General features: G+C 69.9%; 21 protein-coding genes, 4 tRNA genes and 1 pseudogene. 12 read left to right on the top strand and 14 right to left on the bottom strand.

Annotation, left to right across the window (positions count from 1 at the left end):
• Window positions 1-7: 7 nt before the first annotated feature.
• Together ABD340_RS30020 and ABD340_RS30015 are read left to right on the top strand one after the other, a co-directional pair.
• Window positions 8-889, top strand: a complete 882-nt coding sequence (locus ABD340_RS30020; protein WP_344593468.1) for an SMP-30/gluconolactonase/LRE family protein — start codon at window positions 8-10, stop codon at window positions 887-889.
• 27 nt (window positions 890-916) lie between these two features.
• The gene (locus tag ABD340_RS30015) at window positions 917-1393 is read left to right on the top strand and encodes an LLM class flavin-dependent oxidoreductase (protein WP_344593466.1); all 477 of its coding nucleotides are present in this window, start codon (window positions 917-919) and stop codon (window positions 1391-1393) included.
• On the opposite strand, the gene ABD340_RS30010 is transcribed toward ABD340_RS30015, so the two are convergent.
• Window positions 1376-2264, bottom strand: a protein-coding gene (locus ABD340_RS30010) for an IS5 family transposase (protein WP_425547475.1) whose coding sequence is annotated in 2 segments (ribosomal slippage) — window positions 1376-1897 and window positions 1899-2264 — 888 coding nt in all. Because the reading frame shifts where the segments join, the coding sequence is not laid out codon by codon here. The genes ABD340_RS30015 and ABD340_RS30010 overlap by 18 nt on opposite strands.
• Before the next feature lie 19 nt (window positions 2265-2283).
• Between ABD340_RS30010 and ABD340_RS30005 the strand changes: the two genes are divergently transcribed.
• Window positions 2284-2775 carry an LLM class flavin-dependent oxidoreductase gene (locus ABD340_RS30005; RefSeq protein ID WP_344593666.1) on the top strand — a complete coding sequence of 164 codons (492 nt, stop codon included), beginning with the start codon at window positions 2284-2286 and terminating at the stop codon, window positions 2773-2775.
• Between the two features lie 174 nt (window positions 2776-2949).
• Here ABD340_RS30005 and ABD340_RS30000 read toward each other — a convergent pair.
• From ABD340_RS30000 to ABD340_RS29985, 4 genes and pseudogenes are all read right to left on the bottom strand, one after another.
• A pseudogene (locus tag ABD340_RS30000) lies at window positions 2950-3321 on the bottom strand (transposase family protein); the annotation flags it as partial.
• Between the two features lie 492 nt (window positions 3322-3813).
• Window positions 3814-4671, bottom strand: coding sequence for a hypothetical protein (locus ABD340_RS29995; RefSeq protein WP_344593464.1), 858 nt, complete (start codon window positions 4669-4671; stop codon window positions 3814-3816).
• 645 nt (window positions 4672-5316) lie between these two features.
• A tRNA-Val gene (locus ABD340_RS29990) sits at window positions 5317-5388 on the bottom strand.
• An 85-nt stretch (window positions 5389-5473) separates the two neighbouring features.
• Window positions 5474-5854, bottom strand: coding sequence for a PGPGW domain-containing protein (locus tag ABD340_RS29985; RefSeq protein ID WP_344593462.1), 381 nt, complete (start codon window positions 5852-5854; stop codon window positions 5474-5476).
• A gap of 391 nt (window positions 5855-6245) precedes the next feature.
• Between ABD340_RS29985 and ABD340_RS29980 the strand changes: the two genes are divergently transcribed.
• Window positions 6246-6662 (top strand): SsgA family sporulation/cell division regulator, encoded by a 417-nt coding sequence (locus ABD340_RS29980; RefSeq protein WP_344593460.1) that lies wholly within the window; start codon window positions 6246-6248, stop codon window positions 6660-6662.
• A 1-nt stretch (window position 6663) separates the two neighbouring features.
• On the opposite strand, the gene sthA is transcribed toward ABD340_RS29980, so the two are convergent.
• Entirely contained in the window at window positions 6664-8073 is a 1410-nt protein-coding gene (sthA, locus tag ABD340_RS29975; protein WP_344593458.1) for a Si-specific NAD(P)(+) transhydrogenase, read from the bottom strand.
• Window positions 8074-8140: 67 nt separating this feature from the next.
• Window positions 8141-8773, bottom strand: coding sequence for a TetR/AcrR family transcriptional regulator (locus tag ABD340_RS29970; protein WP_344593457.1), 633 nt, complete (start codon window positions 8771-8773; stop codon window positions 8141-8143).
• Between the two features lie 150 nt (window positions 8774-8923).
• On the opposite strand from ABD340_RS29970, the gene ABD340_RS29965 reads away from it, so the two are divergent.
• From ABD340_RS29965 to ABD340_RS29950, 4 genes are all read left to right on the top strand, one after another.
• A complete protein-coding gene (locus ABD340_RS29965; protein ID WP_344593455.1) occupies window positions 8924-9670 on the top strand; it encodes an SDR family NAD(P)-dependent oxidoreductase in 747 nt (248 codons plus the stop codon).
• A gap of 3 nt (window positions 9671-9673) precedes the next feature.
• Window positions 9674-9991, top strand: coding sequence for a DMT family transporter (locus tag ABD340_RS29960; RefSeq protein WP_344593454.1), 318 nt, complete (start codon window positions 9674-9676; stop codon window positions 9989-9991).
• 68 nt (window positions 9992-10059) lie between these two features.
• Complete coding sequence (gene ppgK, locus ABD340_RS29955) at window positions 10060-11010, top strand: polyphosphate--glucose phosphotransferase (RefSeq protein WP_344593452.1); 951 nt, start codon at window positions 10060-10062, stop codon at window positions 11008-11010.
• 367 nt (window positions 11011-11377) lie between these two features.
• Entirely contained in the window at window positions 11378-14020 is a 2643-nt protein-coding gene (locus tag ABD340_RS29950; protein ID WP_344593451.1) for a tetratricopeptide repeat protein, read from the top strand.
• A gap of 58 nt (window positions 14021-14078) precedes the next feature.
• On the opposite strand, the gene ABD340_RS29945 is transcribed toward ABD340_RS29950, so the two are convergent.
• From ABD340_RS29945 to ABD340_RS29935, 3 genes are read right to left on the bottom strand one after another with little or no spacing between them, the layout of a single operon-like run.
• Window positions 14079-14918 (bottom strand): aminotransferase class IV, encoded by an 840-nt coding sequence (locus ABD340_RS29945; RefSeq protein ID WP_344593450.1) that lies wholly within the window; start codon window positions 14916-14918, stop codon window positions 14079-14081.
• A complete protein-coding gene (locus tag ABD340_RS29940; protein WP_344593449.1) occupies window positions 14866-15891 on the bottom strand; it encodes a chorismate-binding protein in 1026 nt (341 codons plus the stop codon). Before ABD340_RS29940 ends, ABD340_RS29945 begins: the two co-directional genes overlap by 53 nt.
• Window positions 15888-16574 carry an ArsR/SmtB family transcription factor gene (locus tag ABD340_RS29935; protein ID WP_344593448.1) on the bottom strand — a complete coding sequence of 229 codons (687 nt, stop codon included), beginning with the start codon at window positions 16572-16574 and terminating at the stop codon, window positions 15888-15890. Before ABD340_RS29935 ends, ABD340_RS29940 begins: the two co-directional genes overlap by 4 nt.
• A 156-nt stretch (window positions 16575-16730) precedes the next feature.
• On the opposite strand from ABD340_RS29935, the gene ABD340_RS29930 reads away from it, so the two are divergent.
• From ABD340_RS29930 to ABD340_RS29920, 3 genes are all read left to right on the top strand, one after another.
• Window positions 16731-16802: transfer RNA gene (locus ABD340_RS29930), tRNA-Gly, on the top strand.
• Window positions 16803-16828: 26 nt separating this feature from the next.
• Window positions 16829-16899: transfer RNA gene (locus ABD340_RS29925), tRNA-Cys, on the top strand.
• 33 nt (window positions 16900-16932) lie between these two features.
• Window positions 16933-17007, top strand: a tRNA-Val gene (locus tag ABD340_RS29920).
• Between the two features lie 414 nt (window positions 17008-17421).
• Here ABD340_RS29920 and ABD340_RS29915 read toward each other — a convergent pair.
• From ABD340_RS29915 to ABD340_RS29900, 4 genes are read right to left on the bottom strand one after another with little or no spacing between them, the layout of a single operon-like run.
• Window positions 17422-18636: an MmgE/PrpD family protein gene (locus tag ABD340_RS29915; RefSeq protein ID WP_344593446.1), complete on the bottom strand. Its 1215-nt coding sequence runs from the start codon at window positions 18634-18636 to the stop codon at window positions 17422-17424.
• Window positions 18633-19172 (bottom strand): LeuD/DmdB family oxidoreductase small subunit, encoded by a 540-nt coding sequence (locus tag ABD340_RS29910; protein ID WP_344593445.1) that lies wholly within the window; start codon window positions 19170-19172, stop codon window positions 18633-18635. Before ABD340_RS29910 ends, ABD340_RS29915 begins: the two co-directional genes overlap by 4 nt.
• Complete coding sequence (locus tag ABD340_RS29905) at window positions 19169-20413, bottom strand: aconitase/3-isopropylmalate dehydratase large subunit family protein (RefSeq protein ID WP_344593444.1); 1245 nt, start codon at window positions 20411-20413, stop codon at window positions 19169-19171. The genes ABD340_RS29910 and ABD340_RS29905 overlap by 4 nt, the downstream gene beginning before the upstream one ends.
• Window positions 20404-21051 carry an isocitrate lyase/PEP mutase family protein gene (locus ABD340_RS29900; RefSeq protein WP_344593443.1) on the bottom strand — a complete coding sequence of 216 codons (648 nt, stop codon included), beginning with the start codon at window positions 21049-21051 and terminating at the stop codon, window positions 20404-20406. Before ABD340_RS29900 ends, ABD340_RS29905 begins: the two co-directional genes overlap by 10 nt.
• On the opposite strand from ABD340_RS29900, the gene ABD340_RS48115 reads away from it, so the two are divergent.
• A complete protein-coding gene (locus ABD340_RS48115; RefSeq protein ID WP_425547474.1) occupies window positions 20940-21683 on the top strand; it encodes an IclR family transcriptional regulator in 744 nt (247 codons plus the stop codon). The genes ABD340_RS29900 and ABD340_RS48115 overlap by 112 nt on opposite strands.
• Window positions 21684-21692 lie beyond the last annotated feature (9 nt).

The following is a 21692-nucleotide window of genomic DNA, read 5'->3' as shown; positions in this document are numbered from 1 at the left end:
AGTTTCCATGGTGGACGCGCAAGTCATTGCCGAGCCGAAGATGACGATGGGCGAGGGCCCGCTCTGGGACGTCGACCAGCAGCGGCTCTACTGGATCGACGTGTTCCATGCCACGGTGTATCGCTGCGCCCTGGACGGCGGCGATCTGCAAAGCTGGACCTTTCCCGGGAAGACGCTCTCCTCGCTCGCACTGCGCAAGCAAGGCGGCACCATCGTCACCTCAGGGGGCGGGGTGTACCTGTTCGACCTCGAGTCGCGCGACACGGAGCTGATCTTCGATGCCGGCCGCGGCCCGGGATACGGATTCAACGACTGCACCGTCGATCGCGAGGGGCGGTTCATCACCGGAATGGCCGACGGCGCGCTCACCAAGGCCCTGACCTCTGGACAAGGCGACCTCCCCAGCCCGTCCGGCCACCTCTGCCGCATCGATCCGGACTTGAGCGTCCATGTCATCGGCGACGCCATCGGTGTCACCAACGGCCCGTGCTTCGACCCGGACGGGACCACGTTCTACTGCAACGACAGTGGACTCCGCCGTATCTACGCCTGGAACTACGACCCCGTCACCGGCGCGGCCGCCAACCGGCGCATCGTCACCGAGTTCACCGATGACCAGGCCATTCCCGACGGCGCGACCGTCGATGAAGAAGGCCACCTCTGGGTGGCCGCCTACCACGGCGGCGAGATCCGCAGGTACGCGCCGGACGGCACGCTCGACCGGCGCGTCCCCGTGCCGGCCTCCAGCCCGACCAGCGTGACCTTCGCCAGCCCGGAACTCGACGTCCTCGTCGTGACCTCCCGGGGCGGCGACGCCGAAGACGACGGCCGGATCACCGCCCTCCACGGCCTGGGCGTCCACGGCCTGCCCGGCAACACGTTCGGATGACCTACGCACCACGTCGAAAGGGCCCCCGTGAGGATCGGCCTGACAGGCCGCCCGACGACCACCGAGAAGCTCGTCGAGCAGGCCAAAGCCGCAGAAAAGGACGGCTTCAGTTCCGTCTGGTACGACAGCACGGTCCTCGGCGACCCGCTCGCCGCGATCGCCATCGCGGGACGGGAGACCTCCACGATCGAACTGGGGACCGCGGTCCTGCAGACCTACCCCTGCCACCCCCTCCTCCAGGCCAACCGCGCGGCCGCGGTCGCCGAGACAATGGGCCGCCCCGGCTTCGCCCTGGGCATCGGGCCATCGTACGAACCGCTCGTCACCGGACTGTACGGCTTGTCCTATGACCGCCCTGGCAGCAACACCGAGGAGTACCTCCGCATCCTGAGCGAGCTACTGCGCGGCGAGACGGTCGACTTCGAGGGATCGGAATGGACCGCCCGCGGCGCACGCGTACCGGCGCAGCACCCCGTCCCCGTGCTCCTAGGGCGTGTCCTGTAAGTCTGTGCGGAGCCAAAGGATCGTGGCGGCGATGGTGATCTCGGCGTGGAAGTAGGCCGCCCGCTTGGCGTAGCGGGTGGCCAGGCCGCGGAACTGCTTGAGCCGGTTGAAGCAGCGTTCGACGACATTGCGGCCCGCGTAGATGTCCTGGTCGAACGCGGGCGGCCGGCCGCCGCGGGATCCTTTGGCGCGGCGGCGTGCGATCTGGTCGTCGCGTTCGGGACTGGTGAACGCGATCCCGCGCCGTCGCAGCGCAACGCGGGTCGAGGGGTGGGAGTAGGCCTTGTCGGCGATGACCCGGTCCGGTCGCTTGCGTGGCCGGCCGGGTCCGTCTCGCCGCACGGCGATCGCGTCCAGCAGGGGCAGCAGCCGGGGGTTGTCGCCGGCCTGCCCCGGGGTGAGCAGGATCGACATCGGCAGGCCCCGCCGATCGACGGCCAGGTGGATCTTGCTGGTCAGCCCGCCCCGGGATCGGCCGAGGGCTTCCCCGTCCACGGCGAGGCGTTCGATCCACTCGCTGGTGCAGCCCCCTTTTCCGGGCACCGGCAGCGTGCTGGTGAGCCCGGATGTGGGTGGAGTCGATACTGATCGTCCACTCGATCGCGCCGACGGAGTCGTCCTTGACCACCACCTCCTGCAGGATGCGGTCCCAGGTCCCGTCAGCGGCCCAGCGGCGCAGCCGCTCGTGGGCGGTCTTCCACGGCCCATAACGCTCAGGCAGATCCCGCCAGGGCGCACCGGTGCGCAACTTCCACAGGATCGCGTTGATCACCTGCCGGTGATCGCGCCAGCGACGCCCGTTCCCAGCCACCGCAGGCAGCAACGGCTCGATGCGCGCCCATGCCTTGTCCGTTAACTCACCACGCCCCACCACACGACCATGATCCCCAATACCAGGCCAGAAGCCTGTCCGGACAGCACACCTAGCCGCGCTCGGCCCCCGGCTGCTGCGGATCGCCGGCGAACTGGCCGACGGGGCGGTCCTTTTCATGGCGACGGCGCGGGCCATCGAGACCCACGTCCTGCCCCGGATCCAGGACGCGGCATCCACCGCGGGGCGGCCGGAGCCACGGATCGTCGCCGGTCTGCCGGTGGCGGTGCACGACGACCTCGACGAGGCCCGCGCCGCGACCGCCGCGACGTCGGCCGGCTACCAGAGACTGCCGAACTACCGCCGCATCATGGAGATCGGCGGCGCCAAGAGCCCTGCCGACGCGGCCGTCCTCGGCAATGAGGAAAGCGTGACCCGCCAACTCCAACGCCTCCTCGACGCGGGCGCCACAGACATCCAGGCGTTCGTCGTCCCGGTTGGCCAGAACCGCCGCCGATCCCGGCAACGCACGATGGACCTACTGGCCTCCCTCACAAACGGGCATGATTGATTGCGCATACACCCGTACGGATGAAGGCGTTGAAGTCCAGGCCGACGTCCTTGCTGGGCAGGCGATCGCCGAAACTGTAGCCGGAGATGACGTGGGCTGGCGCCTGAGGGGTGCAGCGCTGGCGCCGAAGGAGCCTCACGAGGGTGCCTGCGGAGCCGGGACGGGCTCTGTGCCAGCTGCCAGGCTCCGGTCGTGCAAGGGCACCAGGGTGCCGTCGACGATGCACACATCTTCTGGGCCGCGGCGCCGGACAGGAGCCAGGGCCAGCAGCGCCGAGAGGGTGTCCACGACGCGGTGGGCGGCGGCATGGGAGATGCCGAACAAAGGCCCGACCTGCCGCAAGGTCAGGTTGGTGCGCCAGTACACCGCCACCAGCAGCACCCGGTCGGACAGCGGCAACGCCCACTGGCGGCCGGGCCGCCGGTCGGCGATCTGCGTACCGCCCCGCTCGGCCACCACACGCACGAGCTCGCGGAACTGTCGTGGCGACAGCCCGGTGAACGGGCCGATCCACTCTTGCTGAGCAGCTGTGATCACCTGACCCACACAGGATCATCGATCAGAGGCGACTCGCGATTACGTGACAGCCCTTAGACAAGTTGTTGGCCGTTTCCGGTAGTGGCAATTTACTCGACGATTGTCCGTACTGCGGCGGGAACCTTAGTGGTTTCGGCTGTCTCTCTTGTGACGTGGAGTTCGTCATGAAGGACGGCAGGTTGGTCGAACGAGGGCTTTCGCGTCACGGTAGCCGTTCCGAACGGCGTTGCGTCGGTTGTGATACACCGATGCAGGGTGGCGGCGAGTTCACTGCGGCCTGGGAAGACGGTGACAACGAGCACCCCTATCTCAGGTGTCCGAGTTGTGGTTACAAGAACATCTTTTAGTCGCTCGCCGCAACCCCGAACGGGACCTCCCGCCAGCCCCTGAACCAACAACCCGGGGCCTGCCCCACGACCGATCAAGCCCGGCGTCGAAGCCCACCGCCCCCTACGCCTCTCACCTGCACGGACGTCCCCTGTCGGCATGCACAGGGTTGGACTACCCGTTGGCTACTGCGTCCTTCAGAAACTGGCGCACTTCGGCAAGGAGATTGGGGATCTCCTCGGCTACGTCCAGCCGGTGCTGGCCGTACACGAGAACATCGTGGGTCAGCAGTTGTCGCTGATCGAAGATCGTTAGAGCATCCGGGTGCGGCTGCTGGTGGACCTGTCCTAGGGCCCGGTCCTCGATGTGCTCGTAGGCGTTGCGGATCTGGTGGAGGGCGGGCCAGCTGGACACCACCTGAGCTGGGACGGGCACTGTGCATCCGACCAGATCCGGAGCCTGACGCACCATGTCGACCGCTCTCCCCAGCGCGACGACGGCCATTTCTACTGCTCCGACTAGGTCGAAGAAGCAACGCCTGATCTGAGGGCCGCCCAGCTCGTCTTGGTTGAGTTGGTTGCGCCGATCCTCCATCACCATCAGCAGCCGGTTCGCGGTGTCGAGGCGGCGCGCAGCGGCCAGCAGGTATCGGGTCCTGGTCGGATCGTGCCCTTGGCCGATACTCAACCAGGTCCACAGCACAGGAGTCAGTGGGACGTGCCCGGATGCGGTCGCGCTTTCCTGGCTGTCGATGTGATCGATATGTACGGTGACGTCCACCAGCTTTAGCTGGTCACCTGGCCGGACGTGGACCCTTTGACCAGTGTCTGGCTCCCCGTGGCGCAGGGTCCGTGCCAGCACTCGACCTGGCTCTGACTTCACCGGAACGATCCGGCAGCTGAACAGGAAGCTCTCTGGCGTGTTGGGAGTGGGGCTGGTATTGAAGCCGATATGTGACAGGGCCTGCATCACGATCAGCTCGTCGCCGTCATACAGCGGTACGCGCTCTGCCTCCGGCTCCCCCGGATCCACCTGCCGGAGAAGAACCCGGGGGCCATCTCTTTCAACCAGCTGTACCCGGGTGGGCTCGCTGACATCCGCCAGGCTGATCGTGCCCAGGAAGGCCAGGGGCGTCCGCGAATCCGCACGCCCCTGGTCGCCTATCGCTGACCTCACGAGGATTCGACCGTCACGTTGCTCTAGAACAACGGCACCAGCAGAACCAGTGGGCTCTCGCTGTGCCGGGTGGTCTCCGATCGCACCCTCGGAGGACACGACATCACCAGCGCTCACGCGACCATCATGACGGACGACCTGCCCAACCCTGAACCGTTTTATTGCCTGCCGGCGACAACCGGCCTAAGCTGCCCGCCAACATTCGGTCACCGAGAGTGATGCCAGGCACCACCTTCGGGTGACCGCATTCGAAGTGGGAGGAAGACGATCTCCCAGATTCCTCCCACCACGGACCTCCTCCACGCGCAACCCCAGCGGTAGGGGGACGAGAGAGACGGCGGCGGCAAGCTCGCCCGTGCGATCACCTCACACCAGGACCGGACGGGTACGCCTTGGAGCCATCGGCAAGGGAGCTGGTGGAACCTATGACCTCTTCGACAGGTCCGAATAGGTGCAAGAGGTCTGCTCTCCACGAGAGCAGACCTCTGACCTGGGGTTATGTGGGCGATACTGGGTTCGAACCAGTGACCTCTTCGGTGTGAACGAAGCGCTCTCCCACTGAGCTAATCGCCCTGGCGGTGGCGCCTTGCGGCGTTCCCGACGTCGAAGACTCTAGCGCATTCCCAGGGGTGTTCGCGCATCGAGGGCGCTGCCCGGGTCACTTCCAGGGGGTGTAGTCCTGGATGTCCCAGGGGAGCGTGAAGTCGTAGACGACGAGGTAGGCCAGGACCGCGGCGCCGGCGAGGAGGCCGCCTATGACGGCCAGGATGGTGTTGCGGCGCTTGGTGCGGGGGTCGAGGGCCTTCTCCTTGGCCTTCTCGGCGGCCGCCTTGGCGCGGTGCAGGGCGCGCTGGGCCCAGGCGAACTCGGTCGCGAGGATGGCCAGGCCGACGATGATGCCCAGGATGCCCGGGCCGGGGGCGACCATCATGACCAGGCCGCCGATCAGGACGGTCACGCCGACGGTGAAGACGCCGATCCGCCAGGTCGTGTTCAGCAGGGCGTTGCGGCGGACGTACTCGCGGTATCTCGCGTACATCCTGGGCTCCTCGGCCGGCCCGGCGGCAGCGGGTGGGGCCGGAACCTCTTTTTCAGGGTTTTTCGCCACGGCTTTACTCTAGGACACCCCGCTGGCCGGTTCGGGCCGTCCACGCCGAGCGGGCAACCATCGAGGCCCTCCCGATCGTCACACATGATGCGTCCCCCTGTCCGCCCGTCAACCCCTACCCCACAGTCGTTTGATCCGTTTTTGCCCAGGTCAGGAGTACTTTTTCCGATTGTGAGATAGGTCACATCCCGCGCCTGAGCTGGAATGTTCCCTCGTGTCGCCGCAGTTAGGCGTCATAGATCGCGGGGATGTCCGTGGGTGGGAGTGAGCCCATCGGAACGCCCCGCGCGCCAGCGGGACCGACGTCTGAAGGAAAGTGGCCATGAACAGCAGCACCACCGTCTCAGCAGAGCTGGGCCTTCGTCTCGTCGTCCCTGACCGCACGACCGTCCCCCTGCTCGCCGGTCTGGAGTACGCGGCCGACGATCCGTATGCCATCCGTATGGCCTTCTACGTCGGTGAGGACGATCCGGTGGAGTGGATCTTCGCTCGGGAGCTGCTCACAGTGGGAATCGTGCGCAAGGTCGGGGATGGCGACGTGGAGGTGTGGCCCGCGGGGCCCGATGACGACACTCTGCACATCGCGTTGTCGTCCCCCTTCGGGAACGCCCTCTTCGAAGCCCCCCTGTCCCCCCTGGCCGATTTCCTGCACCGCACCTACGAGGTGGTGCCGGCCGGACGGGAGACGGAGTACATCGACATCGACGCCGAGCTGGAGAACCTCCTCTGGCCCTCCTGAGTCACTCGCTCAGCCGGGCGATGTGCCGCATCTTGTTCATCGCGTCCAGCGACGCGACCTTGTAGGACTCGGCCAGGGTGGGGTAGTTGAAGACGGCGTTGACCAGGTAGTCGACCGTTCCCCCGCAGCCCATCACGGTCTGCCCGATGTGGACGAGCTCGGTGGCCCCGGTGCCGAAGACGTGCACCCCCAGCAGCCGCCGGTCCTCGGGTGAGACCAGCAGCTTGAGCATCCCGTACGAGTCGCCGATGATCTGGCCGCGCGCGAGCTCCCGGTAGCGGGAGATGCCCACCTCGAAGGGCACCTTGGCCTCGGTCAGCTCGTCCTCGGTCCGGCCCACGAAGCTGATCTCGGGGATGGTGTAGATCCCGATGGGCTGCAGCTCGTGCAGCTCGTGCACGGGCTCGCCGCACGCGTGGTGGGCGGCCAGCCGGCCCTGCTCCATCGAGGTGGCCGCCAGCGACGGGAAGCCGATCACGTCGCCGACCGCGTAGATGTGCGGGACCTCGGTGCGGTAGTGCTCGTCGACCTTGATGCGGCCGCGGTGGTCGGCGGCCAGGCCGGCGGCGGCCAGGCCGAGGCCGTCGGTCATGCCCTGCCGGCCGGCCGAGTACATGACCGTGTCCGCGGGGATCCGCTTGCCGCTCTCCAGGACGGTGATCGCGCCGCGCGCCATCCGTTCGACGGAGGCGACCGTCTCGCGGAAGCGGAAGGTGACGGCCAGGTCGCGCAGGTGGTACTTGAGCGCCTCGACGATCTCCAGGTCGCAGAACTCCAGCATCCGCTCGCGCCGCTCGACCACGGTGACCTTGGTGCCGAGGGCGGCGAACATCGAGGCGTACTCGATGCCGATCACCCCGGCGCCGACCACGACCATGGTCTCGGGGATGCGCTCCATGTTGATGATGCCGTCGGAGTCGATGACCGCGCGGTCATCGAACTCGACGGTGTCGGGGCGGGCGGGCCGGGTGCCGGTGGCGATCACGATGCGGTCCGCGGTGATCTTCTGCTCGCGGTCGTGGTCCGAGCCGCTGCTCACGCCGACCGCGTTCGGCTCCAGGAACCGCCCGGTGCCGGGCATCACGGTGACCCGGTTGCGGGCCAGCTGGCTGCGGATGACGTCGACCTCCCGGCCGATCACGTGCTGGGTGCGCATGCCCAGGTCGGCGACCGTGATCTCGTCCTTGACCCGGTAGCTCTGGCCGTACAGCTCGCGCTGGTTGAGGCCGGTCAGGTACAGGACGGCCTCGCGCAGGGTCTTGGACGGGATCGTCCCGGTATTGATGCAGACCCCGCCGATCATGTTGCGGCGGTCGACGATGGCCACCCGCCGGCCGAGTTTGGCGGCGGCGATGGCCGCCCGCTGGCCGCCGGGTCCCGATCCGAGCACAAGAAGATCGAAATCGTTCACGGCTCCCAGTCTGGCCGGATGTGGGGTGATCCCATAAGGCCCATCGGGCAACGAATACGTACGTTCGTCAGGCGGCGGGTCGAATGCCGTCCAAGAGGGCGTCCAGGCCCGTCTTGATGCGTTCCAGGGACATTCCCTGCGTGTGGCGCTGATAGCGGAAGAGGTTGGCCGCCAAGGGGGCCAGTAGGGCGTCCGCAAGGTAGATGCCGTCGGCGCCGGGACGTATCTGCGTGATGAGCGTCGCCAGGTGGCTCTGATAGAGCGCGTACCAGCCGTCCCGGAAGCGCGCGTCAGCCGAATCCATCTCGGCCGTTTCCAGGAGTTCGGACTGGGCCTCCGTACGGTCGGCGAGGGCGTGCAAGAAGGCCCGCACCCGTTCCAAAGGGGTTGGGCCCGCTCCGTCCGGATCGCCTGGGCCGAGCGGCGGGGGGCCTTGGAGGAAGCCTTCCTGGAATTCGCGTTCGCGGTCGTCGAGCACCGCGTACACGAGCCCCGCCCGGTCGCGGAAGCGCCGGTAGACCGTGCCGACGCCCACTCCGGCGGCGCGGGCGACCTCGTCCATGGACAGCGCCTCGACGCCGCGCGAGGCGAGCAGTTCCGCGGCCGCGGCGAGGATCTTCCGGCGGTTCTCGGCGGCGTCCGCGCGTTCGACCGGGGGGCCGCCGGCGAGCGGCAGTCCGCGCACACCGTTTCCGCTCATCGCGCGCCTCCTCGTCCTGACCAGGCGGTTCTTCCCCGGTCCGAAGCCTATCGAACCGGAGGGTCCTCCACTCCGAGTTGCATCCGGAGAATCCTCCGATTAGCGTGAGGGCTAACCGGAGAAGTTTCCGATTAATCGAGGGGTGGTCAGATGAACACGCCGCTGGAGGGGAAGACGGCCCTGGTGACGGGGGGCGGGCGCGGGATCGGCGCGGCGATCGCGCGCCGCCTCGCCCGGGACGGCGCCGACGTGGCGATCACCTATGTGAGCGCCGCCGACCGCGCCGGCGAGGTCGCCGCCGATATCGAGGCGACCGGACGCCGCGCGCTCGCGCTCCAGGCCGACTCCGCCGATCCGGACGCGGTCGTGGCGGCCGTCGACCGTACGGCAGAGGAGCTGGGACGGCTCGACATCCTCGTCAACAACGCCGGGATCGCCCCGTTCGGCCCGGTGGAGGACGTGACGCCCGAGGAGGTCGACCGGACCTTGGCCGTCCACGTGCGGGCCGTGTTCGTCGCGTCACAGGCCGCCGCGGCCCGGCATCTGCCGGCCGACGGACGGATCATCAGCATCGGCAGTTCGCTGGCCGAGCGAGTGCCGTACGGGGGCTGGACGCTGTACTCGACGAGCAAATCGGCGCTGCTCGGCTTCACCCGCGGCCTGGCCCGCGAACTGGGGCCGCGGGGCATCACGGTCAACGTGATCCAGCCGGGCTCGATCGACACCGAGATGAATCCGGCCCATCTGCCGGAGGCCGAGCAGGAGAAGGAGTTCATCTCGCTGGGCCGGTACGGGCGCGCGGAGGAGATCGCGGCCATGGCCGCCCATCTGGCGGGGCCCGGCGGGAGCTACGTCACGGGGGCCGCGATCCCCGTCGACGGCGGCGTCACGGCCTGAGTCATGCCCTGGATTCTGCTGGTCGTGGCGGCGTTGATGGAGCTGGTGTGGGCGACGGCGCTCAAGCAGTCCGAAGGCTTCACCCGGTTCTGGCCGACCGTCATCGGAGTGCCGGTGTGCCTGCTGAGCGTGGTGGTGCTGACGGTGGCGCTGCGGGACCTGCCCGTCGGGACGGCGTACGCGGTCTGGGTGGGCCTGGGGTCGCTCGGCGTGGCCGTCACCGGGATCGTCGCCCTGGGCGAGAGCGCGTCGGCGCCGCGGGTGCTGTGCCTGGCCCTCATCCTGGTGGGGGTGATCGGCTTGAAGGCGGTGGAGGGCTGACGGTCGCCACTATTATCTATCCGGGTATGTCCCTTTAATTCCCGCCCTGGTGGGGCAGGGGTTATGGCATGGACAGCACGAACACGCGCAGCACCGGCACGCGCGGTAGTGGCGGCGGGGCGGCCGTGGAGGTCCTCGGTATCGATATCGGCGGCACGGGCATCAAAGGGGCGCTGGTGGACCCCGCGAACGGCCGGCTGGTCACCGAACGCTTCCGGATCGACACGCCGCGGCACGCCCAGCCGGACCCCGTGGCGGAGGTCGTGGGCCGGATCGTGCGGCATTTCGAGTGGTCCGGGCCGATCGGCGTGACCTTCCCCGGCGTGGTGTCGGACGGGGTGACGCGGTCGGCCGCCAACGTGTCGAAGAAGTGGATCGACCTGGACGCCCGGGCGCTGTTCACCGAGGCCGCGGGTAAGCCTGTGACGGTGCTGAACGACGCCGACGCCGCGGGCATCGCCGAGATGAGCCATGGCGCCGGGCAGGGGCGCGACGGCACGGTGGTGCTGCTCACGCTCGGCACGGGCATCGGGAGCGCGCTGTTCACCGACGGGGTGCTGGTGCCCAACACCGAGTTCGGCCACATAGAGATCCGCGGCAAGGACGGCGAGACGCGGGCGTCCGCCAAGGTGCGCGTGGACCAGAACCTGAGCTGGGCGAAGTGGGCCGGGAAGCTGTCGGAGTACCTGGCCAGGCTGGAGTTCCTGATCTCCCCGGGGCTGATCATCGTCGGGGGCGGGGTGAGCCGGAAGGCCGACCGCTTCGTACCGCTGATCAAGGGGGTGCGGGCTCCGATCGTGCCCGCCGCCCTCATCAACAACGCGGGCATCGTGGGCGCGGCGATGGCCGCCGCGATCTCTCCCGGGCCCGACGGGCGGTCGCCGCGGCCCGTCCCCGCCCAGACGCCGCCGAAGGCGTCCTCCGGAAAAGGCGTGCGGTCCAGACGCGGGGAAGGCCCGGTGCTCGCGGGCGCCCGAGCCCGCCTCGGCCTGCCTCCGGGACCTCCCGAGAACGCCTGACAGCGGAAAGCTCCGACTCGGCCGCAAAAGCCGCCGAAAAAGCCCACAAGATCGACGTTTCCGCTGTGCATATCGCTCTCGGGCGATCGGATCGCCGACGCCGTCCGCCGAATTCCCGGGCCTGCCGATGAAGCGGTATCTGTCGGTGTCTTCGCAGGTCTGACCGCTTCCGGACGCTGAACGCCGAGCCCGGCCAGGCACGCCCGGGTTCGGCCGCATCCGTGCGGGATAGGCTCCAGCCAAAAAGCCCGGCGGTCACACTCCGGCCTGAAAGGCGGAACCATGCGGATCCGCCTCGCGTCCCATTGACTGATCGGCCGCGCTCGCCAGTGCCCAAGGGCCGACTCGGTAAGGAGGATGCCCCCGGATGGAGCTCGACCGGCTCTTCGATCAGCGGCGCACTTCACCGATCACGGTCAGCGAGGTCTTCGTCGACAGGGCGGGACATATCGAGGCCTTCGACACCGCGGTCCGCGCACTGCGCGACCACGCCCGGCCCGCGGCGTCCGCCCCGCCCCAGCGGCGCAACCTCCTGGTCTTCTACGGGCTGGGCGGCATCGGCAAGACGTCGCTGTCCAAACAGCTGGAACGGCGTTTCCGCGACGGCGAGCACGAGGACGCGGCGTCCCGGCGCCCGGTCTGCCGGATCAACCTGGACGACCAGGCGCTGACCGACCTGGAAACGCTGATCATCATCATCCGCTCGGCGGTCGGCGAGCATCTCGGGCACTGCCCGGCGTTCGACCTCGCGCTGTCGGTCTACTGGCAGCGCTGCCATCCCGGGCTGCCGATGGGGGCCGTCCTGGAGCGCAACTCGGCGCTGCGCCGCTTCAACGGGGCGCTGGAGCTGCCGCGGCAGCTCGACGAGTCGCTGAACGCGCTGCTGGGTCCGGTGCCGCTGGCCGGGCTGGCCCGGCAGGCCACCGGACTGCTGGTCGGCCGGATCCGCGACCGGATCAGGCGGGACCGGCTGCTGACCGAATGCCCGGGCTTCGCCGAGCTGATGGAGACCGAATCACCCCGCGACATGCTGCCGTTCCTGCCCGCGCTGCTCTCCTGGGACCTCGCGCAGCAACACGACGGCGAACCCGTCGAGACCGTCGTGTTCCTGGACACCTTCGAACGGGTGGACGGGCAGCGCCGGGCCCAGGGCGGTCTGGAGGACCAATTCTCCCGGCTCATGTACCTGATGCCCAACGTGCTCTTCGTGATCAGCGGCAGAAACCGGTTGACGTGGGGCGACGGTCATCACGGCGCCATTCATTACACCGGTTCCAATTACTGGCCGGCGCTCGCCGCCGCGCCGCCCTCCCCTTTCACCTCGGCGCAGCGCCGGCTTGCCGGCCTGAGCGACGAGGACGCCGACGGCTATCTGCGGCTCCGGCTGACGCGCGAGGGAGAGGCGGCGATCCCGGAGCCCATCCGGCAGAAGATCATAGACTCCTCGGGAGGCGTCCCCCTCTACCTGGAACTGTCGGCGGAATACTTCGATCAACTCGTGGCAAGCGGGCACTCACCGGACCCGGAAGGATTCGGCGGGACGTTCGCGGAAATGGTTATTCGCGTGATGCGTGATCTGACATTCGAAGAACGGGCGCTGCTGCGCGCCTCGTCCCTGGTCGACCGGTTCGACGCCGATCTGCTGCGCGCGGCGGTGCCGAACGTACGGGACGCGGCCGTCGAGCGGTTCCTCGCACGCCCGATCGTGCAGGTCGAGGATTCTGGATGGCTGCACCGCTCGGTCGACGAGTACATCCGCGACGCCGTCCGCGAGCACGACCCCGAGACCGACGACGCCTGGTCGGAGACCGAGTGGCGGGGCGCCGCCGGCCGCATGGTCGACGATCTGCGCGCCCGGCTCCGCGAGGACGTCAAGGACCCCACCACCGCCGACCCGGCGCGCCTCATCCAGGGCTTCAGCGCGGCCGGCCTGCTCTCGCTGCGCACCGGCCAGGTCCCCGACTGGCTGTACGACATGGCCTACGGGCTGCGGCTGCACCACCACACCGCCGCACTGGAGGCCGTCTCCTCCTGGACGCCGCCCGCCGGGCACCCGCTGGAGGCGTTCGTCCTGACCTGCCAGGGGATGGCCAAGCGCAGCATCGGCGACCGGGAGGCCTCGGCGCGGCTGCTGGAGCGCGCGGCCGCCCACCCGGCCCTCACCCCGTACGCGCGGCTGTTCATCAAGCACCGCTACCTCAAGGCCCTGGAGGAGACCGGACGCTACCGCGAGGCCGAGGAGCTCGCCGTCGAGGTCGCCGCCGCCCCAAGCACGCTGCGGGAGACCGCCGAGAAGGACCTGGCCTGGATCAGCTGGATCCGGGGCGACGGCCGGCGGCTGCTCGCCTGGGCACTGCCCAACCGCGCCTCCTCCGTCGGGTTCCACCGCGCCCAGGCCCTCGACCTGCTCGGCCAGTTCCACATGCTGCAGGGCGACCTGGCCGCCGCCGAGCAGTGCTTCCACGACCTGATCGACGATCCCGAGCTGGAATCCGGCGGCGTGCTGCGCGACACCGGCTGGCGCCACCTCGGGATGGTGCTGGCGCTGCACCGCCCCCTGGACGCCGAGACGGTCCTCGACCGCGCGCTGCGGATCAACCAGGACCTCGGCGTCGGTGTCGGGATCGCGCAGACCTACATCTGGCGGGGCGTCGCCCGCACGGGATCGCAGCCGGCCGCCGACGCGCAGGCGCTCATCGAGCGGGGAGAGGCCCTGCTGGCCGAAAGCCACGGCGCCGCCGACCGCTGGATGGTGCTGCTGGCCCGCACCTTCCTGGCCGCCGTCGACGGCACCGACTCCGAGCTGCTGGACCGGGCGCGGACCCTGATGGACCACGTCCGGGAGCAGGACTGCCATCCGGGGCTGGCGGAGGTCGCGGCACGCTGGCTCGCGGTACGGGACCTGGAGGCGCCGTCGCCCGTCGAGACGGAGTACTGGCTCGACCGCTCCAGCGCCCTCGACTCGTGGGAGTCGGTGCTGCGCGAGCGGCGCGACATGCGCCGCGCCTGACCACGGGCCCCCTGACCACGGGCCCCTGACCACGGGCCCGCCCCATGGGGCCGGCGGGTCAGGGATCCATCAGCTCGGCGGACCGGGCCGCGAAGACCTCCATGACCTTGGTGGTGACCGGCCCGGGCGCGGTGGGCAGTACCGTGCCGTCGACCGCGCGGATCGGCTGCACGTCCCGGGTCGTCGAGGTCAGGAACGCCTCCTCGGCCCGGTAGAGGTCCTCCAGCGGGAGGTCCTCCTCCTCGGCGCCGGACCACTCCAGCACCAGCGCCCGCGTCACGCCCGCCAGGCAGCCCGCCGGCAGCGGCGGCGTGACCAGCCGGCCGCCCCGCACGACGAAGATGTTGCTGCCGGTGCCCTCGCACAGGTTCCCGGCCAGGTTGCCGAAGATCGCCTCGCCGCCGCCGCGCTCCTTGGCGTACGCCAGCGCCAGCGCGTTCTCGGCGTAGGAGGTCGTCTTCAGCCCGCTCAGCGCCCCGCGCTCGTTGCGCGGCCACGGCACCACGGTCACGTCGGCGGTCGCCGGGAACGGCTTCTGCTCCGCGGCGATGATCGACACCGTCGGGCCGGTGCTCCCCCGGTCCGAGCCGAGCGGGCCGACACCGCTGGTGTAGGTGATCCGGATCCGGGCCAGCGGCCACTTCGGCGCCGCCGCCAGCACCTCCAGGGTGCCGTGCGCCAGCGCGTCGTGGTCGGGCTCGGGCAGTCCCAGCCCGGCCGCCGAACGGGCCAGCCTGCGCAGATGCCGGGTGAGCGCGAACGGCTCCCCGTTCGTGACCTTGACCGTCTCGAAGATCCCGTCCCCGACGAGCATGCCGTGGTCGTAGACCGACACCCGCGCCCGGTCAGGATCGAGCAGCTCCCCGTTCAGCCAGATCTTGCCCTGCCCCGCCGTCACCGGCAGCCACCTCCAATAGCCGAGCCGCCTTCAGCTCGGTCTCGCGCCATTCACGGGCCGGCTCGGACCCCCAGGTGATCCCCGCCCCGGTACCGAACCGCAGCAGGCCCTCCTCGGCCCAGAACGTCCGGATCCCGACCGCCAGGGCACCGCGCCGGGAGTCCGCGTCCACCCAGCCGATGGCCCCACAGTACGGCCCGCGGGGAACAGGTTCGAGCTCATCCAGCAGGTCGAGCGCGCTCGACTTCGGAGCACCGGTGACCGAACCGGGAGGAAACGTCGCCTCCAGCAGCTCCGGCCAGCCCTTCCCGGGCGCCGTCCTCGCCCGGACGGTCGACACGAGATGGACCAGGCCGGGGTGCCGCTCGACCGCGCACAGCTCGGGCACCGTCACCGACCCGGCCTCCGCCACCCGTCCCACGTCGTTCCGGACCAGATCCACGATCATCACGTTCTCGGCGCGGTCCTTGGGCAGCAGGTCGTCCTCGGTCCGCCCGGTCCCCTTGATGGGACGCGACTCAACCACGTCCCCGTCCCGCGCCAGATACAGCTCTGGCGAAGCACTCGCCACCTCAAGGCCGGGAACCCGCAACGTCATCGCGTAAGGAGCCGGGTGCCGCTCGCTCAGCCTCAGCCCCAGCCCGGCCATGTCCGCGCCTCGTCCCATGGGCGCGCTCATCACCCGGCACAGGTTGGCCTGATAGACGATGCCCTCGGCGATGGCGTCCCGGATGCGCTGGACCCCACGCACGTAGGCGGCCTCGTCCAACGACGTGTCCCACTCCCCCGGAGCGACCCAACGGCCCCCAGGATGGGCTCCCGGCCCGACTCGGTCGAAGCGGGCGCAGGTCACCTTGCCCTCGTAGGTGACGACGACCGCCCACCAGCCCCGGGACTCCAACGCCCCGAGGTCCGACGTCACATCCGCGAGCCCGGTCGCCAGTATCCCGCCCACATGGGCGAACTCGTTCACGGCAGCACGCACCCGAACGAGTCGGCCAGCCCTTTGTGCCCGGCCTCGGTCACATACAGCTCACGGCCCTTGCCGCGTTCGAGCCACCCCGACTCGATGAACCGGGTCATCAGCGCCGCCCCCAGCGCCCCGTTCAGGTGGGGCCGCCGCTCCGTCCAGTCCAGGCACTCCCCCACGAACCGCCGCCGTGCCTTCCGCAACACGCCGACATCGATTCCCAGCTCGGCGAACCGCTCCTCCCCCTTCGCCGTCACGTCGAACGGCCCTGCCTTCTCTATCAGCCCACCGCCGACCAGCGCCGCGTACAACGCGACGCCCACCTCGCCGGCCAGATGGTCGTAGCAACTGCGCGCCCGGTGCAGCCTCTGCGCCTGCCGCGACTGCCGCAGGCTCCGCACCTCCACCGCCGGGCTGATCCGGCTCAGCGCCTCGATGACCTCCGCCACCTCGGCCCCCGTCAGCCGGTAGTACCGGTGCCGTCCCTGCTTGACCACCGTCACCAGCCCGCCGTCCAGCAGCCGCCCCAGATGCGCGCTCGCCGTCTGGGCGCTCACCCCCGCCGTGCGCGCCAGCTCCCCGGCCGCCAGGGGCCGCCCGTCCAGCAACGCGGTCAGCATCGCCGCCCGCGCCCGATCCGCCATCAGCGCCGCAACCGGCGCGATGTCCGCCTGAAAACCGGTCATAAGTCCGACTTTAGGCGCCGCACGCTTCGACGCCGCTCGAACCGTCCGCGTCACCCGGTTCCGACACCCGGTCTCGAAACCCAGTTTGGGGAAGCGGCCCGGACACGCTAATGTTTTCCCCGTCGCCGCAAGGGGCCCCGGCCCCGAGCAGGACACGCGGAAGTGGCTCAGTGGTAGAGCATCACCTTGCCAAGGTGAGGGTCGCGGGTTCAAATCCCGTCTTCCGCTCTGAGGTGAGGCAACAGTCTCGCTCTGGTGGAGTGGCCGAGAGGCGAGGCAACGGCCTGCAAAGCCGTGTACACGGGTTCAAATCCCGTCTCCACCTCAACCGACCGCGCCCCCGGCGGGGCTCGATCGCGGGCGATTAGCTCAGTGGGAGAGCGCTACCTTGACACGGTAGAGGCCACTGGTTCAATCCCAGTATCGCCCACCACAGTTCCCCAGGTCGGACCATGTGGTCGGACCTGGGGATCTTGCATTCCAGGCCCCATGCCCCGGAACACGACCCGTCCGCGGGTGGCTGTGGACACGGCCGACGCCGGGCATCTGGTGGACCATCCGCTCGCCCGCAGCAGGCCCGCAGCAGGCTCGCCGACGCTCGGCCGGCCCGTCCGGAGGCTCAGCTGGAGGCGGGGCCCGCAGCGTGCAGCTGGGACGATCAGTGCTGGTCACCGGCGCGGATCGGTGAGCTGATCGCCGAGCGGGACGAGGATTGGCCGGAACCCAGACGCCGCTGATGCGGCCGTCAGCGGCCGGGTCGGGACGCACCCCTTTTCTCGGCACGCAGCGGGTCACAACCACCCCGGAACGATCAGGATCGACCAGCTGAGAAGGGGACCGGCGATCACTATCGCGCCCGCGAAGCGGAGCAGGCCGCGCTAGATGTCACGCCGTTCTCCGTCCGGCGCGTTGGCCATCGCGATGGCGCCCCCGGTGGGGAACGGGGAGACGTCGACGATGTCGTCGACCGCGTTTCCGGTCGGCAGCAGCCGTCCCGTCTTCGCCCCGACCGTCCGCGCCCAGTCCATGACGATCTCCGCGCCCCTGCCCGGCATCCGGGAATGGCGAGACCGCCTTCGACCCGGGCCCTGCCCGCGCGGACGGGCACGTGCGCCGTCATCACGGTGCCGGTATTGGTGTTGTGGATCCGGACGGACGTGATCCCCTCGGCCGCCTCGACGAGACCTTCGTCGATGGCGAACGGACCGACGCCGGCGGAGATGTTGCCGCAGTTGCCGGAGTAGACGACCGCGGCACGCTGGATTTCGACCTGCCCGAACGTGTAGTCGGCGCGCGCGGAGCGGGAGATGATCGCGAGCTTGGAGGTGATCGGCCGGGAACCGCCGAGGCCGTCGATCTGCAGCGGATCCGGTGAGCCCATGAGGCGCAGGAGCAGGGCGTCCTGTGCCAGGAAGCCGGGATGGAGGCGCTTGTTCCACGCCCCGTCCGCGAGATACTGCATCGTTCCGGCGGCCTTGCTCAAGGCCAGGCCGAAGGCCGACGACGTCGTGGCGGCGTCGAAGCCGCGCAGCCTCGCCACCACGGCCACGGCACCGAAGATGCCGGAGGCCGCGGTGATGTGGAAACCGCGCTCATAGCTTCGTGCGGTCAGTGCCGCGCCGACCCGGCAGCACACCTCGTACCCGACGGCGACCGCGTCCAGGAACGCCTGTCCTGTCGAGTCGAGTCGTTCCGCCTCGGCCATCGCGGCAGGGAAGATCGCGACTCCGGGGTGGCCGGTCTGCACGCGGTTGGTGTCGTCCATGTCGAGCGAGTGCGCGTGGACGCCGTTGAGCAGTGCCGCGTATGACCAGCTGTAGCCCCGCGTCATGCCGATCGCCGTGGCGGGTCCTTCGCCGGGATCGAGGGCGTCGACGGCCGCTTTGACCGCGGGGCTGCTCTCGGCTCGGATCGCGGCGAAGGCGGCGACTGCGATGTGGTCGAGGAACAGGTCGCGAAGCCGGGGCCTGATCTCGGCCGGAGCGCGGTCCAGGTCCGCCTCGACGACGAACCGGGCGAGCACGTCCGTACTCGACGGTGGTGGAGTTGCCGATGTGGTCATGACGTGCCGGCCTCTCCTTCCGGGGATGGACGCCGATCGGGCGGCGCGGGCAGGTAGCCGTCGTTGACGAGCCGGGGAAGCAGGCCCCCGGCGTCGAGGATGTCGAGCACCAGGGGCGGCAAGGCGGCCCCGTGGAGCCGGGTGCCGTCGCGGTCGAGCCAGCCCTCCGACATGTGCAGCGTGACCTCATCGCTCTCGCGCACCAGATCACGGACGCCGGGCACGGTCAGCGCCGGCGGCCCGTTGTTGATCGCGTTCCTCAGGAACAGCGAGTTGAACTCCTCCGCGACCAGCGCAGCGACACCGAGATGCCGCATCAGGGCGGCGACGGGACGGCTGGAGCCGACACCGAAGTTCCGTCCCGCGACGACGATGTCACCGGCCTCCACCTCCTCGGTCCATCCTGGGCGGAGGTCGTAGAACACGTACTCGGCCGCCTCGGGCACGGGCAGTTTCATCGCGAATCCCGGGTACATCGCGTCGGTGTCGATGCCGTCCCCGAACACCCAAGCCCGGCCGGTGACCCGGTGGTTCACGACAGCACCTCCCGGGGGTCGGTGATCTTGCCGGTGACGGCGGAGAGCGCGACGGTGGCGGTCGAGGCCATGTAGATCTCGGCGTCCGGGCTGCCCATCCGGCCGCGGAAGTTGCGGGTGCTCGCCGTCAGGCACACCTCGCCGTCGCCCAGCAGGCCCATGTGGTAGCCGAAGCAGGCCCCGCAAGTGGAGTTGGTGACCACCGCGCCGGCGTCGATCAGGGTACCGACGTAACCCTTCCGCACGGCGTCCCGGTAGACGGCCTGGGAGGCCGGAGTGACGATCAGCCGCACCCCGGGCGCGACCCGGCGGCCGTCGAGGATCTCGGCGGCGGTCCGCATGTCGTCGAGCTGCCCGTTCGCGCACGAGCCGATGAAGCACTGGTGCACAGCCCGGGCGTCGGCCTCGGAGATCGGGAGCGCGTTCCGGCTGACCTTTCCGGGGCGCGCGACGTGCGGCACCATCGCGCCGAGGTCGATGGTCCGGACATCGGCATAGCCGGCGTCCGCGTCCGGCGCGGCGGGAACGTAGCCGCCGGCGCCGCGCGAGGCGAGGTCATCGGCGCAGCGGCCGTCGAACTCGAACACGGTGAAGTCCGCGGACACCTCGGCGCCCTGGGTGGCGATCGTGCGCCGGTCGCTCATCGGCACCGACGCGAGACCGGGCCCGCCGAACTCCAGGTTCTGGTTGGCGGCGTCGCCGTACGCCCCCGCAATGTGCAGGAAGACGTCCTTGCCCCCGACGGCGGGCGGCAGCTCACCGATCAGCTCGTAGCGGACGGTCGGGCCGACGGTGTACCAGGTCCGTCCGGTGCAAAGGATGGCGATGACCTCGGCCGGACCCAGCCCCCGGGCGGCGGTGTTGTAGGCACCTGCCGCGCAGGTGTGTGAATCCGTGCACGTCAGGACCTGCCCTGGCAGGGCCAAGGCGTTCTCGGCGATCACCTGGTGGCAGATGCCGTGCCGGCCGACGTCGAAGAACCGCTCGATGCCGAACGCGGCCGCGAACTCCCGGGCGCGCGTCCCGGCGTTGGCGTCGGCGAGGGTCGGGGCCGGCACCGCGTGGTCCATGACGATCGCGGTGCGACCGGGATCGGCGATCTTCAGCGGCCGCGTCCAGTTCGTGAACATCAGGTCGATCAGGACGTTCATGTCCACCCGCGCGACCACGGTGTCACCCGCGGCGACGTGGTCCCGTCCGGACGCCCGGGCCAGGATCTTCTCGATCACGGTCATTCCCATGCCGCTCCTTCCGTGCGGTAGCGCCGATCCAGCTCGGTCCACTCGACGAGCCCGACGGCGTCGAAGATCCCGCCCGGTCCCGCGAGGTCACCGAGATCACGGCCGCCCATCCGGGACAGGGCGCCGGCCGCCGCCGCGGCGAACGGCGCGAGCAGGGCCCCGGGGTAGATCGCGATCCGGAACCCCAGCCGTTCCAACCCGGCGTCGTCGATCCGCGGGCTCCGTCCTGAGGGGACGACGTTGAACAGCAGCGGGGCGTCGATCTCGGCGGCGACGCGCTCGATCTCCTCGCTCGATTCCGGCGCCTCGACGAACACCAGGTCCGCCCCCTCGGCGGCGTAGCGTCGCCCCCGGTCGATGGCCTCGTCCATGCCGTGCGGCCCGCGAGCGTCCGTGCGGGCGATGACGACGGTGTCCTTGGTCCGGGCGTCCAGGGCGGCATGCAGCTTGCGGACGAACTCCTCGGTCCCGATGACCCCCTTGTCCGCCAGGTGCCCGCACCGTTTCGAGAACGCCTGGTCCTCCAATTGGATCGCCGCGACATCGGCCCGCTCGTACTCCCGGACCGTCCGCACGACATGCATGGGGTTCCCGTAGCCGGTGTCCGCGTCGGCGATCACCGGCAGCCCGCTCGGCACCACCTACCGCCTGCTCCGCGTCCTGCAGGAGGAGGACTACGCCGAGCGACTCGACGGCGGCGGCTACCGGACAGGCCCCGCCTTCACCGGCTCTGGCCGGCCTGGCCGCTCCCCAGACCCACCTCTTCGCCGCGACTCGTCCGATCCTGCGCAGGCTTGCCGAGGCGACGTCCGAGACCGTCACCCTGCACCAGCGCGCGGGCGACCTCGGCGTCCTGGTGTTCGGGGTGGAGAGCGAGACGCACGCACTGCGCCAGGTGGCGCTCATCGGCGAGGCGAGCCCACTGGTGCGCGGCTGCGGAGGGCACGCGATCCTCGCCCAACTGGAACCGGCGACCGCCGACGCGATCCTCCGCCGTGCCGGCATGACGCCGGCCGAGGCCGACGCGCTCCGCGATCGCCTGGCGACGGTCAACACCCGCGGGCACGCGATGTCGCACGGCGCGAACCATCCCGGCGTACGGGGCATCGCGGCACCGGTCCGATCGCCCCGCCTCGACGCGTTCGCCATGTCCCTGGTCATCTCGGGACCGGACCAGCGATGGACGCCGGAGCGCGCTCTGGAGTTCCTCCCGCCGCTGATCACCGCCGCCGCGGCGGTCGCCGATCACTTCACCGCGATCGCCGCCTGACCGGACGGA

It is taken from the genome of Actinomadura vinacea, assembly GCF_039532545.1.
Classification (GTDB): Bacteria; Actinomycetota; Actinomycetes; order Streptosporangiales; family Streptosporangiaceae; genus Spirillospora; species Spirillospora vinacea.
This window is presented reverse-complemented; position numbering and strand designations above follow the sequence as displayed.